General features: G+C 34.2%; 13 protein-coding genes. 7 read left to right on the forward strand and 6 right to left on the reverse strand.

Annotation, left to right across the window (positions count from 1 at the left end; translation table 11 throughout):
• Positions 1-150: 150 nt before the first annotated feature.
• Positions 151-675 (forward strand): hypothetical protein, encoded by a 525-nt coding sequence (locus tag A6I66_RS10680; protein WP_067149040.1) that lies wholly within the window; start codon positions 151-153, stop codon positions 673-675.
• 112 nt (positions 676-787) lie between these two features.
• Here the strand turns inward: A6I66_RS10680 and A6I66_RS10685 are convergent, their stop codons facing one another.
• The 4 genes from A6I66_RS10685 to A6I66_RS10700 all read right to left on the reverse strand — a co-directional run bounded on the left by A6I66_RS10685 (position 788) and on the right by A6I66_RS10700 (position 4,597).
• Positions 788-1,147 carry a hypothetical protein gene (locus A6I66_RS10685; RefSeq protein WP_067149043.1) on the reverse strand — a complete coding sequence of 120 codons (360 nt, stop codon included), beginning with the start codon at positions 1,145-1,147 and terminating at the stop codon, positions 788-790.
• A gap of 386 nt (positions 1,148-1,533) precedes the next feature.
• Positions 1,534-2,253 (reverse strand): hypothetical protein, encoded by a 720-nt coding sequence (locus tag A6I66_RS10690; RefSeq protein WP_067149046.1) that lies wholly within the window; start codon positions 2,251-2,253, stop codon positions 1,534-1,536.
• A 67-nt stretch (positions 2,254-2,320) separates the two neighbouring features.
• A complete protein-coding gene (ggt, locus tag A6I66_RS10695; RefSeq protein WP_067149049.1) occupies positions 2,321-4,003 on the reverse strand; it encodes a gamma-glutamyltransferase in 1,683 nt (560 codons plus the stop codon).
• Positions 4,004-4,597, reverse strand: coding sequence for an acyl carrier protein phosphodiesterase (locus A6I66_RS10700; protein WP_067149052.1), 594 nt, complete (start codon positions 4,595-4,597; stop codon positions 4,004-4,006).
• 191 nt (positions 4,598-4,788) lie between these two features.
• On the opposite strand from A6I66_RS10700, the gene glmM reads away from it, so the two are divergent.
• Entirely contained in the window at positions 4,789-6,180 is a 1,392-nt protein-coding gene (gene glmM / locus A6I66_RS10705; RefSeq protein WP_067149055.1) for a phosphoglucosamine mutase, read from the forward strand.
• A 73-nt stretch (positions 6,181-6,253) separates the two neighbouring features.
• On the opposite strand, the gene A6I66_RS10710 is transcribed toward glmM, so the two are convergent.
• Positions 6,254-7,138, reverse strand: coding sequence for a lysophospholipid acyltransferase family protein (locus A6I66_RS10710; protein WP_067149058.1), 885 nt, complete (start codon positions 7,136-7,138; stop codon positions 6,254-6,256).
• Between the two features lie 63 nt (positions 7,139-7,201).
• Between A6I66_RS10710 and A6I66_RS10715 the strand changes: the two genes are divergently transcribed.
• The 4 genes from A6I66_RS10715 (at position 7,202) to cmk (ending at position 12,545) form a co-directional block, all read left to right on the forward strand.
• Positions 7,202-7,852, forward strand: coding sequence for a rhomboid family intramembrane serine protease (locus A6I66_RS10715; protein ID WP_067149061.1), 651 nt, complete (start codon positions 7,202-7,204; stop codon positions 7,850-7,852).
• Between the two features lie 208 nt (positions 7,853-8,060).
• Entirely contained in the window at positions 8,061-10,511 is a 2,451-nt protein-coding gene (gene lon, locus A6I66_RS10720; protein WP_067149064.1) for an endopeptidase La, read from the forward strand.
• Between the two features lie 123 nt (positions 10,512-10,634).
• On the forward strand, positions 10,635-11,654 hold the full coding sequence (gene porQ, locus A6I66_RS10725; protein ID WP_067149066.1) for a type IX secretion system protein PorQ: 1,020 nt from the start codon (positions 10,635-10,637) through the stop codon (positions 11,652-11,654).
• Between the two features lie 207 nt (positions 11,655-11,861).
• The gene (gene cmk / locus A6I66_RS10730; protein ID WP_067149068.1) at positions 11,862-12,545 is read left to right on the forward strand and encodes a (d)CMP kinase; all 684 of its coding nucleotides are present in this window, start codon (positions 11,862-11,864) and stop codon (positions 12,543-12,545) included.
• 147 nt (positions 12,546-12,692) lie between these two features.
• On the opposite strand, the gene A6I66_RS10735 is transcribed toward cmk, so the two are convergent.
• The gene (locus tag A6I66_RS10735; RefSeq protein ID WP_067149070.1) at positions 12,693-13,073 is read right to left on the reverse strand and encodes a LysM peptidoglycan-binding domain-containing protein; all 381 of its coding nucleotides are present in this window, start codon (positions 13,071-13,073) and stop codon (positions 12,693-12,695) included.
• 464 nt (positions 13,074-13,537) lie between these two features.
• On the opposite strand from A6I66_RS10735, the gene rpsA reads away from it, so the two are divergent.
• Positions 13,538-15,370 carry a 30S ribosomal protein S1 gene (gene rpsA / locus A6I66_RS10740; RefSeq protein WP_067149072.1) on the forward strand — a complete coding sequence of 611 codons (1,833 nt, stop codon included), beginning with the start codon at positions 13,538-13,540 and terminating at the stop codon, positions 15,368-15,370.
• The last annotated feature ends 354 nt before the right edge of the window (positions 15,371-15,724 follow it).

Consider the following 15,724-nt stretch of genomic DNA (forward strand, 5'->3'; position numbering starts at 1 on the left):
TTTTAGTTGTTAAATTCTTGTGAAGTTTTATAGTCTTCCGCGAAAGCGTTATATAAATTTTAGCTTTGGTTTTCAACTTTATTTTTCTTTAAAATTTCTTTCGAAGACCTTATATTTAGCTGAGTAAAACCATTAAGATAATTTAGACTTATGAAAATATTAGGAATAGGATCACGCATAAATCATTCTGAATTTGGTAAAGGCGTGATAACCAACGTTACAGCTCAGTATTATTGGGTGACTTTTATTGATAACGGCTTAGAAACCATTGAAATTGATAGTGATTTTGAGGTTATTGAAGCTGCCGATGGCGATGTAGATACCATTAGTTTTGCTGAAGTTGAAAGTAGTTTGGTGCGTATATTGAAAAAATATAGTGATGTGAGCGAAGTGGTGCCAATTGCTGATAAATACAAGGGCGGAAAAATAATTCTTGAACCTGGCGATACCAATTTGAAAGCTTACGAATTGCCTATAGATAAATTTTTTAACAAGATTATTATGGTTAGAGATCGCCTGCGTGTTATGGAACAACGTATTAATTCGAGCGATTTAGATGAACAAAGTAAAGTGGACTTGCAGCAGTACATTACCAGAATTTACGGTAGCTTGACGAGTTTTAATGTGCTTTTCAAATCTGACAGCCATAAGTTTGTAGGGCAGCGCAGTAAGTAAAATTATTTTAGTTGACTTCAAAAAAAAAGGATTACCTTATTTGGAAATAAAGTAATCCTTTTTCAAGTTTATGTAGTATATGAGGACTAATTCTTATAATCTAAAACTTTAATTATTTTTTAGATATTTCGCCAGAATTTAAGGCTTTCGTTAAATCGGCATCTACAGCGTTTAAATAACCGAAGAATTTCTTTCCATTTTTACGTTCTAAAGTGACTTGTGTGTTACCTTGATTGTTGGTTGTTACATTTTTTACCACAACAACTTCTCCATCTACACTGCTATAGTTTCCAATACCCCCACGTTTTACAATAAAATTAAGTCTAGGGAAATCAACATGATTGAACTTGTCTGCTTTTTGAACGTTAATCACAAGCTCATCACCAACTTGAACATCTTGACTAATTGGATTTGTAGTGTTCGCAAAAGAAAAACTAAAGGCTAAAAACAATAAAAAAGTTAATTTTTTCATAGGACTATAATATTAAAATTTATGGGTCTGTTTAAGTGCTTTACTTAAATCTTGTACTAAAGTACACAAGAAAAACAGGCTGTTAAAATCCGTTTTGAAGTCCTTAACAATTGTTATTTATTGGCTCTTTTTATGCGAGGGATATAAATTTTAGGGTATAGGTATCTATAAAAAATCTTTTATAAATTTTAGGGGTATCTTTTGGATGGGTAAGTAGAATTATTACCATAAAAGTTATGTGATGGTACCCTAATTTGTAGGGTTGTTAATTTTTAAAAATTTGTAAAAAATTAACAAACTTTAACAGTTTTACGTCGATAATCTCTGTTTGATATTGAGTATTTCCTATTATTCAACAAAAAAACAAAGAATTTTAATTTTATGATTTAGTTATATGCTTTAATATCAGTGATTTCTAAACCTAAAAACAACATTTTATGAAATTCGGGGAGTAGTGCTCCAGTTTCAGTCGTTTTCCATCGGCTCCATGAAGCTTCTAATCCATCGATAGGTAAAATAGAAGTCCACATTTTAAATGCAATAGGTTTATAATTATCATCCAATAACCATAAATACGAATCGCCAGTGGTCGAGCCTCCTGAAGTGTAAGTAACTAATAAGGCATCATTGTTTGTAGTTTTAACCAATCGGCGTTCAACACCCTTGTCAAAAACCTTATAAGGAGCGACGAGCCAAAAGGAATCGTTGTTAAAATAGTTGGTAGCTGCTTCAATAAGTTCAGGTGCTAATTCACTCTGATTAATAAAACCTTGAATATAAACCTTAGTGTTTTCTTTATTATTTAAATCTAAAACAACCCGATAGGATTTCCAGTATACTTCGCAGATGTTATTCTTTTTGTCCCATTTATAATGGTGACGCTTTTTAAACGTCCACTCAATGTGGTCTGTGTTTTTGTAGGCTTCATAGTTTAAAGCCTGTAACATATTATGGGCTAATTGGTCGGCAGTTTCTCCTTGAACGCCAGTAGGTAGATCTTCATTATATTTAAAATAAAGGAAACCGAAAAAAAGTAAACTAGGAAGAGTGAAAAAAATAATGACACCGGCTATAATTTTAAATACTTTAGTTGATTTTTTTGGCATAAAACGTTTTTTAGGGCTTGGTTGGGTCTAATTTACTAATTACTTCCTTTTAAAGATAGTAAATTAATTAAAACCCTACAGCGGTATCATCACCTCGATAATCGGCACCTCCCTCGTAAGAATAATCTTCTGTAACTAGAATACCGTCTACTTTACCTATAATAATAGATTCTCCTTCTTTTATTTTATAACCTAAAGTTTCAAGTTGGTTTAAAACGCTTTTATCAAATGAATTCGGTTCCATAGTTATAACGTCTGGTAGCCATTGATGATGAAAACGCGGTGCATTAACGGCTTCTTGCATACCCATTCCAAATTCATGTACATTAAGTATGGTTTGAAGTACCGAAGTAATTATCGTAGAACCCCCAGGGGTACCAACAACCATGTATAACTTGTTGTTTTTTTCAACTATGGTAGGGGTCATAGAGCTAAGCATACGTTTTTCGGGGGCAATACTGTTGGCTTCAGCTCCTATGAGTCCAAATAGATTAGGAATACCAGGTTTACTGCTAAAATCGTCCATTTCATTATTTAAAAAGAACCCTAATTCACTGCAATAGAGTTTGGAGCCGTAATAGGTGTTTAAAGTTGTGGTTGTGGAAACGGCGTTGCCAAATTGGTCTACAATGGAATAGTGTGTGGTTTCATTGCTTTCAATAACCTGTACATTGCCGTGTGAAATAGCTTCGGAAGGCGTTGATTTGTTAAATGAAAAATCAGACATTCTATGATTAAGGTATGAGGTGTCTAGCAGTGTTTTAGTGGGGATATTAACAAAATCGGGATCACCTAAGTAATAACTTCTATCGGCATAAGCACGTTTTTCAGCCTCGGTAATTATTTGAATGCTTTTAAGAGTATTGTGCCTCATGTCATGAAGATCGTAAGGTTCAATCATTTTCATTATTTGTCCCAAACAAATACCGCCGCTTGAAGGTGGTGCCATGGAAATAATCCTCAAATCATCGTAATTAAAAGTGATAGGACGGCGCCATTGCACTTCATAATTAGCCATGTCTTCTTCAGAAATAATTCCACCGTTATTTTGAATAAACCTAACCAAAGTTTTAGCCATTTCACCTTTGTAGAATTCTGCCTTACCGTGATTCATAATCGCTTTTAAAGTTCTGGCTAAGGCAGGTTGTTTTAAAGTATCTCCAGGCTTAAAGTTGTTAATGAATAATATGGAGTCTTTGTTAACGTTTTTAAAATCATTTTGTTTATTTCTAAATCGTTTTTCCTGACTTTTAGAAATGCTATAGCCTTTTTCGGCGAGTTCTATAACCGGTTTTATAATGGTCTCAAGAGGTAAGGAACCGAATTTTTCATGCACGGCCATAATACCGGCTACAGTGCCTGGAACGCCAACAGCCATAGCGCCTTTAATACTTTTATCTGGAATAATATGACCTAAGGAATCTAAATACATATCTTTTGTTGCTGCTTTTGGTGCTTTTTCCCTGAAATCTAAACTTCCAATGTCACCATTAGCCTTTCTGTAGACCATAAAACCACCGCCTCCAATATTACCAGCACAAGGGTACACTACAGCTAGTGCTAGTTGTGTGGCCACCATGGCATCAAAAGCATTGCCGCCTTTTTCTAATATATCACTACCTATTTTAGAAGCTTCTACACGAGCAGAAACTACCATAGCGTTTTTAGTGACTAAGCCTCTTTTAATGTTTTTTTTACATGAATATATTAGGGTGAGAAGCGCTACTAAAACAATATGTATATTTTTCATTTATATGCTATTTAGTGCATCAAGCTTTTGTTTTGAAGAGCGAATTAATTCATCAAAAAATGAAGAAAACTCAGCTTCAAACTCATTATAATACTCTTGTAGTTCAAAGACAGCTTCATTCATACCCGATCGGTTTTTAGTACGTCTGTTCATACCATCTAAAACTCTAGAAATGCCATCAATAGAAGCATAACTTAATAGCCAGTTATCGGCGAGCATGTAGGGTAGTAGCTTTTGAATATTAAGCGGTAATATATCGTAATGCGCTTCCAAGGCATTGTAAAAATTCTCGGTATACTCAATTAGCGGCGTGTCGGAATATTGCTGCCAGTTTTTAGCTAAAAAATGATCATATATTATGTCTACAATCACACCAGAATAATGCCCGTATTTTTTATGAAGCCTTTTTGTGCTTAACCTTACCGTTGGATGTGCATCGGTAAAAGTGTCTATATGTCGATGTAACAAGATTCCGGTTTGAATATCTTTAGGGAAATGCATGTACTTTTTTCCCTTAACGCCATCGGCAATAAAGTTTCCTATGGTAACCAATTCATTTTCCCCCGAAAGATAGATGTGCGCTAAATAATTCATTTGGGAAATTTACGAATTCCCTTTTAAGAATTCCGATTTTGAAATACTATATTTGTTTCGGAAATAGATAGTTTATGTACTCTAATCTATAAGTTTTTGTTGTAGTAGGGTACTGAGGCTTTTTTATTTGAACACAACATAAAAATCAACAATAAACACTATTAATTAATCCATAGTCAATATAAAAACATATGACACTTATAAAATCAATTTCAGGCATTAGAGGAACTATAGGCGGTGCGGTTGGTGAAAATTTAACACCCATTGACGCTGTAAAATTTGCTTCGGCTTATGGCGTTTGGTTAAAACAACAACGTAATAAAGAACACTACAAAGTGGTTGTAGGTCGTGATGCACGAATTTCGGGTAAGATGATCCAGAATTTAGTCATGAACACCCTTATAGGGTTAGGGATTGACGTAGTTGACGTCGGACTCTCAACAACACCTACAGTGGAAGTTGCTGTACCGATGGAAGTTGCCGATGGAGGGATTATTCTAACGGCAAGTCATAACCCTAAACAATGGAATGCTTTAAAACTTTTAAATAATAAAGGCGAGTTTTTAAATGCTGTTGAAGGCGCTAAAATTCTTGAAATTGCCGAAGGTGATGCCATAAATTTTGCTGATGTGGATAGTCTTGGTAAAATCACGAAGAATAAAGCATACATCGATTTACATATTATAGAAGTATTAGACTTAGATTTAGTAAACGTTGGTGCTATTGAATCGGAGCGTTTTAAAGTGGTTGTTGACGGTGTGAATTCAACCGGAGGGATTGCGATTCCGTTATTATTAGAGCGTTTAGGTGTTGAAGTAATTAAATTATACTGCGAGCCTAATGGTGAATTTCCACATAATCCAGAGCCTTTAAAGGAACATTTAACCGATTTATCGGAAGCGGTTAAAAAACATAATGCCGATTTAGGTATTGTTGTCGATCCTGATGTGGATCGTTTAGCCTTTATGGATGAAAATGGTGAGATGTTTGGCGAAGAATACACTTTGGTAGCTTGTGCCGACTATGTATTAAGTAGAACCCCTGGAAACACGGTGAGTAATATGAGTTCGACGCGAGCCCTTCGTGATGTTACTGAAAAGCATGGCGGTATGTATGAAGCGAGTGCTGTAGGTGAAGTGAATGTGGTAAACCTCATGAAAAAGAACAAGGTTGTTATTGGTGGAGAAGGAAATGGTGGTATTATTTATCCAGATTCACATTATGGTCGCGATGCTTTAGTTGGGGTGGCCTTATTTTTAAGCTTGCTAGCTGATAAAAAAATGAAGGTGAGTGAACTTAGAAAAACATATCCAAGTTACTTTATGGGCAAAAAGAAGATTGAATTAACACCTGGTTTAGATGTTGATGGTATTTTAAAAGAAATAGCTATCCGCTATAAAAATGAAGAACTAACCACTATTGATGGTGTTAAAATCGATTTCGCAGAAAGCTGGGTGCACTTAAGAAAAAGTAATACAGAACCTATTATTAGAATTTATACCGAAGCTAAATCGCAAGATGAAGCCGATACTTTAGGTGATAAGTTTATTGCTGAATTAGGTGAAATAGCAAAGACTCTGTAAAATTATTAACCTTAAAAAAAGCTGTTTAAAAAGTGAAGTATAATTTTCTTTTTAAACAGCTTTTTTATTTCAGTTATTTTATAGGTTTCTTGTTCCTGTGTTTGAAACGTTTGTGTGTCCAGAAATAATATTCTGGTGCCTGGTAAATTTGTTTTTCTACTTCACGTAAAAACATGTCGGTTAGCTCGTAATTTGGAAACTCTTTAGGGTTTTCCGATAAAAGAATGAATTCCGATTCGTAATATCCTCGTTTTACTTTGTTGACTTTTAAAAAGGCAATAGTTAAGTCTAATTTTTTGGCAATACGCTCGGCACCAGTAAAACAAGGTACTTCTATTCCCATAAATTCTGCCCAATACACATCTTTAGAAAGTCTAGGCGATTGATCGCTTAAAAAGGCAATAACACTTTTAAGGCCTTTGGCTTCATTATGCGTTATGGTACTTATGGTTTCCTTAGTCGTAATTAATGTGGTGTTGTATTTGGCTCTAATATTTCGAACTAAGCGATCAAAATACTTATTATTAAGTTTTTTGTAAACGCCAAAACCAGGAAGCGATGTTTGATTTTGAAGTTCTAAAACCCATTCCCAGCTAGCATAATGTCCAAACATAAGTAAGATGCTTTTATCGCCATTTTCAATTTCTTTAAAAGCTTCAGGGTTTTTAAGGATAAAACGTTTTTGTAAGGCCTTTCTAGAAATAGTCATGGTTTTAGCCATTTCAAGAAACATATCACACATATGTTTGTAGAATTTTTTTCGAATGGCCAGAATATCCTTTTCAGATTTTTCAGGAAATACCAACTTTAAGTTCTCTGTAACGACTTTTTTGCGGTACCCAATAATATGGTAAACTAAAACAAATACCATATCCGATATAAAATACAGTATCCTAAATGGTTGAATAGAAATTATCCACAATAAAGGATAAACAATAATATAAGCTAGTAAATGCATTAATTAATTTTAGATTTGCAATAGCAAATATATGTTAAATCCTATTTAAACTTTAAATCCTTTATGGACAATTTAAGCTTAGTCACTATTATCATCATTGTAGCCAATGCTATTATATCCTATAAGGGATTTGGTGATTTTAATTTTTTCGAAAAATATAAATTCCATATTGGGGCTATTCAAAAAGGGGAAAAAATTAGAATGTTTAGTGCTGGATTTTTACATGCCGACACACAGCATTTGATTTTTAATATGCTGTCCTTGTATTTCTTTGCTGATGTGGTTATTAATAATTTAGGAGCGTTTCCATTTATTGTCATTTATATAGGAAGCTTGCTTCTAGGAAATTTATTGTCTTATTACTTTCATAAAAATGAATTTCAATACAGCGCCGTAGGGGCAAGTGGTGCGGTTTCAGGAATTATATATTCAGCAATTTTGTTACAACCAGGTATGAAACTCATGTTTTTCTTTATTCCAATTGCTATTCCCGCATATCTTTTCGGAATAGGCTATTTACTATATTCTATTTATGGTATGAAAAACAGCATTGGAAATATCGGCCATGATGCGCACTTTGGAGGTGCTGTTGGTGGCTATTTAATCACATTACTTTTAGCGCCTTGGCTTTTTCAAACCAATCTATTAATGATTGCCTTGTTGGCTTTACCTATTGTTTTATTGTACATTTTGAAAAGAACAGGGAAGTTGTAAGACTTTTTACTTTTAAATGATTTTGGGCTCATGAATCATTTGAGATCTTTTTAGCTTTACTATTATGGCATAAGTATTGAATTTATACTACTACCGAATATCATTATCATTTAGTAAATTACTGATATTCAATAAAATAAATATTTTATTTAAGAATCAAAAAAATGGTTGATTTGGTCTTTAATGACAGATTGACCTAAAATAATATATGAAGAAATCTAATTTTATAACTCTTGACAGTTTGTCATTACAGGAGTTTGATGAAAATGCAGAATTAATCCCGTTAATGACCCCTGAAGATGAGGAAGCGATTAATAATGAAGAGTTACCAGAAACTTTACCCATTTTGTCTTTACGAAATACCGTATTGTTTCCTGGGGTGGTTATTCCTATCACAGCCGGACGTGACAAGTCTATTAAACTGATAAATGATGCTAATAAAGGCGGAAAAGTTATTGGAGTAGTAGCTCAGAAAGACGAATCGATTGAGGATCCTTCGGCTAAAGAAATTCATGAAACAGGAACGGTTGCTAAGATTTTACGTGTTTTAAAAATGCCTGATGGTAATGTTACCGTAATCATTCAAGGTAAAAAACGTTTTAAAGTGGCCGAGGTGCTTACGGAAGAGCCTTACATGACGGCTACGATTAGAGATATTCCTGAAGCCAAACCGGCTTTAAAAAATAAGGAGTTCACTGCTATTATTGACTCTATTAAAGACTTAGCCTTAGATATTATTAAGGAAAACCCAAATATTCCTAGTGAAGCGTCTTTTGCCATCAAAAACATCGAGAGCAATTCCTTTTTAGTGAATTTTGTGTCTTCTAACATGAATCTTTCAGTAGCTGAAAAACAAGAGCTTTTAGAAATCAATGAGTTGAAAAAGCGTGCACTTGCGACCTTAAAATATATGAACGTTGAATTCCAGAAACTTGAACTTAAGAATGATATTCAGTCTAAGGTTCAGATGGATATGAGTCAACAGCAACGTGAATATTTCTTGCATCAACAAATGAAAACCATCCAAGAAGAATTGGGCGGTGTGAGTCACGATCAGGAAATAGAAGAAATGAAAGCCAAAGCTAAAGATAAGCTGTGGGATGAAAAAGTAGCGAAGCATTTCGAGAAGGAGATTGCAAAAATGCAACGTATGAATCCGCAAGTTGCCGAATATTCTATTCAACGAAATTACTTGGAGCTGTTTTTAGAATTGCCTTGGAATGAGTTTTCAGAAGATAAATTTGACTTAAAACGTGCTATGAAAGTTCTAGATCGTGATCACTTCGGATTAGAAGATGTGAAACGACGTATCATAGAATATCTTGCCGTTTTAAAGTTGCGTAATGATATGAAATCACCAATCCTTTGTCTATACGGACCTCCAGGTGTTGGGAAAACCTCATTAGGAAAATCTGTTGCCGAAGCTTTGGGGCGTGAGTATGTTCGTATTTCATTAGGTGGTTTACGTGATGAAGCAGAAATTCGCGGACATCGAAAAACCTATATTGGTGCGATGCCAGGGCGTATAATTCAGAGTTTGAAAAAGGCAGGAACCTCAAATCCTGTGTTTGTTTTAGATGAAATTGATAAACTATCAAATTCTCACCAAGGTGATCCTTCTTCTGCATTATTAGAAGTTTTAGATCCTGAACAAAACAGTGAGTTTCATGATAATTTCTTAGAAATGGGTTACGACCTATCTAAAGTGATGTTTATAGCCACTTCTAATAGTTTGTCTACCATTCAGCCGGCTTTATTAGACCGTATGGAGATTATCAATGTAACAGGCTATACCATTGAAGAAAAGGTAGAAATAGCCAAACGACATTTACTTCCAAAACAATTAAAAGAACATGGTTTAAGTGATAAGGATTTAAAAATCGGAAAACCACAATTAGAGAAAATTGTTGAAGGTTATACACGTGAATCTGGTGTTCGTGGCTTAGAAAAACAAGTGGCAAAAATGGTGCGTTATGCAGCCAAAAACATTGCCATGGAAGAAGATTATAATATTAAAGTGACTAACGAAGATATTATTGAAGTGCTTGGCGGACCTAAATTAGAACGCGATAAATACGAAAACAATAACGTTGCTGGTGTTGTTACAGGTTTAGCTTGGACACGTGTTGGTGGTGATATTTTATTTATTGAGTCTATTTTATCTAAAGGAAAAGGTAGTTTGACCATTACAGGGAATTTAGGTAAGGTCATGAAAGAGTCGGCTACCATTGCCATGGAATATATCAAATCGAATGCCGATGCTTTCGGAATAGACGCTTCTGTTTTTGATAAATATAATGTACACATTCACGTACCTGAAGGAGCTACTCCAAAAGACGGACCTAGTGCTGGTGTTACGATGTTAACCTCTTTAGTGTCTTTATTTACACAAAAGAAAGTGAAGAATAATTTAGCCATGACAGGGGAGATTACACTTCGTGGTAAAGTATTGCCCGTAGGAGGTATTAAGGAAAAGATTTTAGCAGCCAAACGCGCCAGGATAAAGGAAATTTTATTGTGTGAGGATAATAGACGTGATATTGAGGAGATAAAACCAGAATATTTAAAAGGTTTAACTTTTCACTATGTAACAGATATGAGTGATGTTGTTAAAATAGCGGTGACTAACCAAAAGGTGAAAAACGCGAAAAAACTATAGTGCTACTGCATAAAATTTGATAATTTAAAAAGCCTCGATATATTTCGAGGTTTTTTTTTTGATTTAAAATAAAAGATACATGCTATCGTTTTAAGATAGATTTACTTACTTTGTGTCGTAAATATGGTGAAAAAAACTATTCTCTCTTTTTGCTTACTCATGGGTACTTTCGCTTCAGCACAAGTTGGAGGAGAGCATACGTATCAATTTTTAAATTTAATTTCTTCTCCTCGTCAAGCTGCTTTAGGAGGCAAGGTCTTTACAAATGTAGACTACGATGTTACCCAACCCTTATTTAATCCAGCAACTATAAATGTGGATATGAATAATCAGTTGGCCGTAAATTATACCAGTTATTTAGGAGGCATAAGTTATGGATCTGCCGCTTACGCTTATACGTACGACAGACGTGTTCAAACATTTCATGCTGGGGTAAACTATATAAATTATGGTTCTTTTGATGGTTATGATGAAGACGGAAATTCTACAGGAACTTTTTCGGGGAATGAAGCATCTCTATCTTTAGGATATGCGTTTCAGTTAGGGTATTCCGATTTCTATTTTGGAACTAACCTGAAATTTATTTCTTCAAAACTAGAACAGTATAATTCTTTTGGTGTTGCTGTCGACTTAGGACTAATCTACATAGATGAAGATTTAGGATTGAATGCGGCTTTGGTGGTTCGAAATTTCGGAACACAAATTACAACTTATGCCGATGTTCATGAAAAACTACCTTTTGAAATCGGTTTTGGTATTTCTCAAAAATTAGAAAACGTGCCTATTCGTTGGCATGTCACTTTAGAAAATTTACAGCAATGGCCGATAGCTCGACCAAATCCGGCACGAACAAGTAGTGATTTAGCAGGTAACGAAACAGAAGAAAGTATTAGCTTTTTAGGTCAGGTTGTGAGACACACGATTGTTGGAGCAGAATTATTCCCAGATAAAGGTTTTAATGTGCGCTTGGGTTATAATTTTAGAAGAGGAGAGGATTTGAGAATTATCGATCAGCGAAATTTTTCAGGTCTCTCAGCAGGCCTTTCTATAAAAATGAATAAAATGCGTTTTAGTTACACTTATGCCAGTTATACAAGTGCGGCTAACGCTAACTTCTTCGGACTTCAAATTGATTTACAATAATAGAAGTACTTAAAATTGAAAGTATTTAAAGTTATAAGTTGTGTATGCAATAATTCAAAAACACTTTGACCCTAAACCGATTTTTAGAATTTTCACTTATAACCTTATAACCTTATAACCTTATAACTTTTTAACCATATTACTGTCTAACATTATAACTATATATCTATTTAACTCCTTAACTTTACAACCTCATAAAAAAAATTAATGAACAAGATTACCATTGCCATTGACGGCTTTTCATCTACCGGAAAAAGTACAGTCGCTAAACAACTAGCAAAACATTTAGGCTATGTATACGTCGATACAGGTGCCATGTATCGCAGTGTAGCTTATTATGCCATGCAAAACGGACTAATAACTAAAGAGGCTTTCAACGTTGAGGCTTTAGTGGATCAACTTTCAAACATCAATATTACCTTTAAATTTAATGATGACTTAGGTTTTGCTGAAGTTTACTTAAACGATGTGAATATAGAAAAGGACATACGCACCTTAGAAGTGTCTAAATTTGTGAGTACGGTAGCCTCCGTTTCTGAAGTTCGAAAAAAACTAGTAGAGCAGCAGCAAAAAATGGGAGAAAATAAAGGTGTTGTAATGGATGGTCGTGATATTGGTACCGTAGTATTCCCAAATGCCGAACTTAAATTGTTTATGGTAGCTTCCGCGGAAACAAGAGCTAAACGTCGTTATCAAGAACTTATTGAAAAAGGGGATCAGGTAACTTATGAAGCGGTACTAAAAAATGTAGAAGAACGTGATTTTTTAGATACAACACGTGCAGATTCTCCTCTTGTTAAGGCTGAAGATGCTATTGAGTTTGATAATTCGATATTAACCAAAGAAGAGCAGTTCCAAAAGTTACTTGCCTTAGTGGAGGCTAAATTGTAATCAATTTTCACAAAGAGATACCTAGTGGGAAATAAACCAATACTTATATAACGCTGTGTGTTCTCTGCAAACCTTCAAACTATGACAAAAAAAACGAACCTCTAAAAATTTAAAGATTCGTTTTATATAGCTTGTAATTTTGTGAAGTTACAGATTAGGGATAATTAACTCTTGGCCTGGATGAATTAAATCAGGATTCTTTAAAATATCAGAGTTTGCTTTAAATATATCTTGATATTTTGATGCTTTTCCGTAATACTGAACAGCAATTTTACCAAGGGTTTCACCACTTTTAACCACATGTCTGTGGAAAACACTAGTATCGGCAACAGTAATATTAGCTTTAATATCAGCAGGGTTTTCGCCACCAATTTCTTTAATTTTATCCCAAAGGATATTTTTTTCATATTGGGTTTTAGCTTCTCCTTTAACTTTTAAAACGCCTTCATCTTCTCTTACTTCGCCGTTTTTAATGTTTAATGATTCTCCTAAGTCTAGTACGGGTTGATATTTTTCTTTTGCAGTCATAATGGATTAAATAAATTGTTATTGATTATTTCAACCTTAACAAGGTATGAAAATTATTAGTTAAAAGTAATACCATAACTTGAGAAATTAAAGGATAATTTGAATTTAAAAGGACCGGACATACTATATTATGACAAACTTTTGACTATCAAATATCTTATTTCATTTTTACTAAGCTGATTGTCACTTTTATTGTTATGAAAACTAAAATGAAATTTCACACATTTACACTCTAAACAGCTTCAATGTCAGGGTTTTAAATTTATGTATTCATTTTTAGGTAATTACATCATTATTATGTATTTTTGCACTCCTTTTAGCGGATTATTGGAAAGATAAAAGGAATGAACTCAATTTTATATAACACTTCTGTGTGTTAATCGCTTAAATCTTCCAAAGCATACAGAATACAAAACATAATGTATTAAGGTTAAAAAAACTAAGATACATTATCAATTAACAAAATGGCGGAAAACGCAAAACAAGCTGAAGTTGAGGCAACTGAAGCAAAAACTGTAGAAGCTCCAGTAGTATCTGAAGCTAAAGCAAACCCTGAAAAATTCTTAAAAGAGTTTAACTGGCACAACTACCAAGAAGGTATTGATGAAGTTGACGATTTACAATTAAAAGAATTTGAAAAGTTAGTAGCTGAAAATTTCGTTGACACTTTAGATGACGAAGTTGTAGAAGGAACTGTGGTACATATTACAGATCGTGATGCTATTATCGATATTAACGCTAAATCTGAAGGCGTTATCTCTTTAAACGAGTTTCGTTACAACCCTAACTTAGCGGTTGGAGATAAAGTAGAAGTATTAATTGATGTACGTGAAGACGCTACAGGTCAATTAGTATTATCACACAGAAAAGCACGTGTAATCAAAGCATGGGATCGTGTAAACGCTGCTCATGAGTCTGGTGAAATCGTAAATGGTTTCGTTAAGTGTAGAACTAAAGGTGGTATGATTGTAGATGTTTTCGGAATTGAAGCATTCTTACCAGGTTCTCAAATTGACGTTAAACCAATTAGAGATTACGATCAGTACGTAAATAAAACAATGGAATTCAAAGTTGTTAAAATCAACCACGAATTTAAAAACGTTGTTGTTTCTCATAAAGCGCTTATCGAAGCTGATATTGAAGAACAAAAGAAAGAAATTATTGGTCAATTAGAAAAAGGTCAAGTATTAGAAGGTGTTGTTAAAAACATTACTTCTTACGGTGTATTCATCGATCTTGGTGGCGTAGATGGTTTAATCCACATTACTGATTTATCTTGGTCTAGAATTAACCACCCTAACGAGATTGTTGAGTTAGATCAAAAATTAAACGTTGTTATCCTTGATTTTGATGAAAACAAATCAAGAATCCAATTAGGTCTTAAACAATTATCTAAACACCCTTGGGAAGCTTTAGCTGAAGAAGTAAAAGTTGGTGATAAAGTAAAAGGTAAAGTTGTTGTAATCGCTGATTACGGTGCATTTATCGAAGTTGCTGATGGTGTTGAAGGATTAATTCACGTTTCTGAAATGTCTTGGTCTACTCACTTACGTTCTGCTCAAGATTTCGTATCTGTAGGAGATGAAGTTGAAGCGGTTATCTTAACTTTAGATAGAGAAGATCGTAAAATGTCTCTTGGTATCAAGCAATTAACTGCTGATCCATGGACTGATATTACTGGAAAATACCCTGTAGGTTCTAAACACACTGGTGTTGTACGTAACTTTACAAACTTTGGTGTTTTTGTTGAATTAGAAGAAGGTATCGATGGATTAATTTACATCTCTGATTTATCTTGGACTAAGAAAATTAAGCACCCATCTGAATTCTGCGCTGTAGGAGATAAATTAGATGTTGTTGTATTAGAATTAGATGTTGAAGGACGTAAATTATCATTAGGTCACAAACAAACTACTGCTAACCCTTGGGATAAGTATGAAACTGAATTCGCTTTAGGAACTACTCATACTGCTGAAATCTCTGAAATCGTTGATAAAGGAGCTACTATCGAATTTAACGAAGATATCGTTGCATTTGTACCTTCTCGTCACTTAGAGAAAGAAGATGGAAGCAAACTTAAGAAAGGTGAGTCTGCAGAATTTAAAATAATTGAATTTAACAAAGAGTTTAAACGTGTTGTAGCTTCTCATACTGCTATTTTTAAAGCTGAAGAAGTTGCTAACGTAAAAGCTGCTGTTAAGAAAGCTGCTAGTGCTGCTGCTGAAGCAAAACCAACTTTAGGTGATGCTAACGACGCTTTACAAGCGCTTAAAGATAAAATGGACGGGAAAAACTAATTAGTTCCTGTGTAAACAGGATTCTCATTCATTTAAAACTTAAAGCCTCTCGTGTATTCGAGAGGCTTTTTTTTGTTTATTATGATTATAGGTATAGGTGTTAGAGCGAAGTCGAGAACATTTTAGTAAAAATCAAAGACATAAACTTCCACACACTACCAATATCAGCAAGACCTCTGTAACTTCGTTGTTATGAAACTCAGCAATTTTCTAAAAAATAGATACTTCAGTCGTACCTCCTTCTAAAAGACAACTTGGGTTTATCATGTAAAGGATAGAAGCGGCATCCTTTTTTGAGGTAGGAGAAAAAAGATATAGCCTTTCGGCTCCGCTCAAGATAAACTCTAGCAAGAC

The sequence above is a fragment of the Pseudotamlana agarivorans genome (assembly GCF_001642835.1).
In the GTDB taxonomy this organism is placed as follows: domain Bacteria; phylum Bacteroidota; class Bacteroidia; order Flavobacteriales; family Flavobacteriaceae; genus Pseudotamlana; species Pseudotamlana agarivorans.

Coding starts and splice junctions, on each gene's coding strand:
- A6I66_RS10680 (WP_067149040.1), top strand. CDS start 151: ATGAAAATATTAGGAATAGGATCACGCATAAATCATTCTGAATTTGGT.
- A6I66_RS10685 (WP_067149043.1), bottom strand. CDS start 1,147: ATGAAAAAATTAACTTTTTTATTGTTTTTAGCCTTTAGTTTTTCTTTT.
- A6I66_RS10690 (WP_067149046.1), bottom strand. CDS start 2,253: ATGCCAAAAAAATCAACTAAAGTATTTAAAATTATAGCCGGTGTCATT.
- ggt (WP_067149049.1), bottom strand. CDS start 4,003: ATGAAAAATATACATATTGTTTTAGTAGCGCTTCTCACCCTAATATAT.
- A6I66_RS10700 (WP_067149052.1), bottom strand. CDS start 4,597: ATGAATTATTTAGCGCACATCTATCTTTCGGGGGAAAATGAATTGGTT.
- glmM (WP_067149055.1), top strand. CDS start 4,789: ATGACACTTATAAAATCAATTTCAGGCATTAGAGGAACTATAGGCGGT.
- A6I66_RS10710 (WP_067149058.1), bottom strand. CDS start 7,138: ATGCATTTACTAGCTTATATTATTGTTTATCCTTTATTGTGGATAATT.
- A6I66_RS10715 (WP_067149061.1), top strand. CDS start 7,202: ATGGACAATTTAAGCTTAGTCACTATTATCATCATTGTAGCCAATGCT.
- lon (WP_067149064.1), top strand. CDS start 8,061: ATGAAGAAATCTAATTTTATAACTCTTGACAGTTTGTCATTACAGGAG.
- porQ (WP_067149066.1), top strand. CDS start 10,635: ATGGTGAAAAAAACTATTCTCTCTTTTTGCTTACTCATGGGTACTTTC.
- cmk (WP_067149068.1), top strand. CDS start 11,862: ATGAACAAGATTACCATTGCCATTGACGGCTTTTCATCTACCGGAAAA.
- A6I66_RS10735 (WP_067149070.1), bottom strand. CDS start 13,073: ATGACTGCAAAAGAAAAATATCAACCCGTACTAGACTTAGGAGAATCA.
- rpsA (WP_067149072.1), top strand. CDS start 13,538: ATGGCGGAAAACGCAAAACAAGCTGAAGTTGAGGCAACTGAAGCAAAA.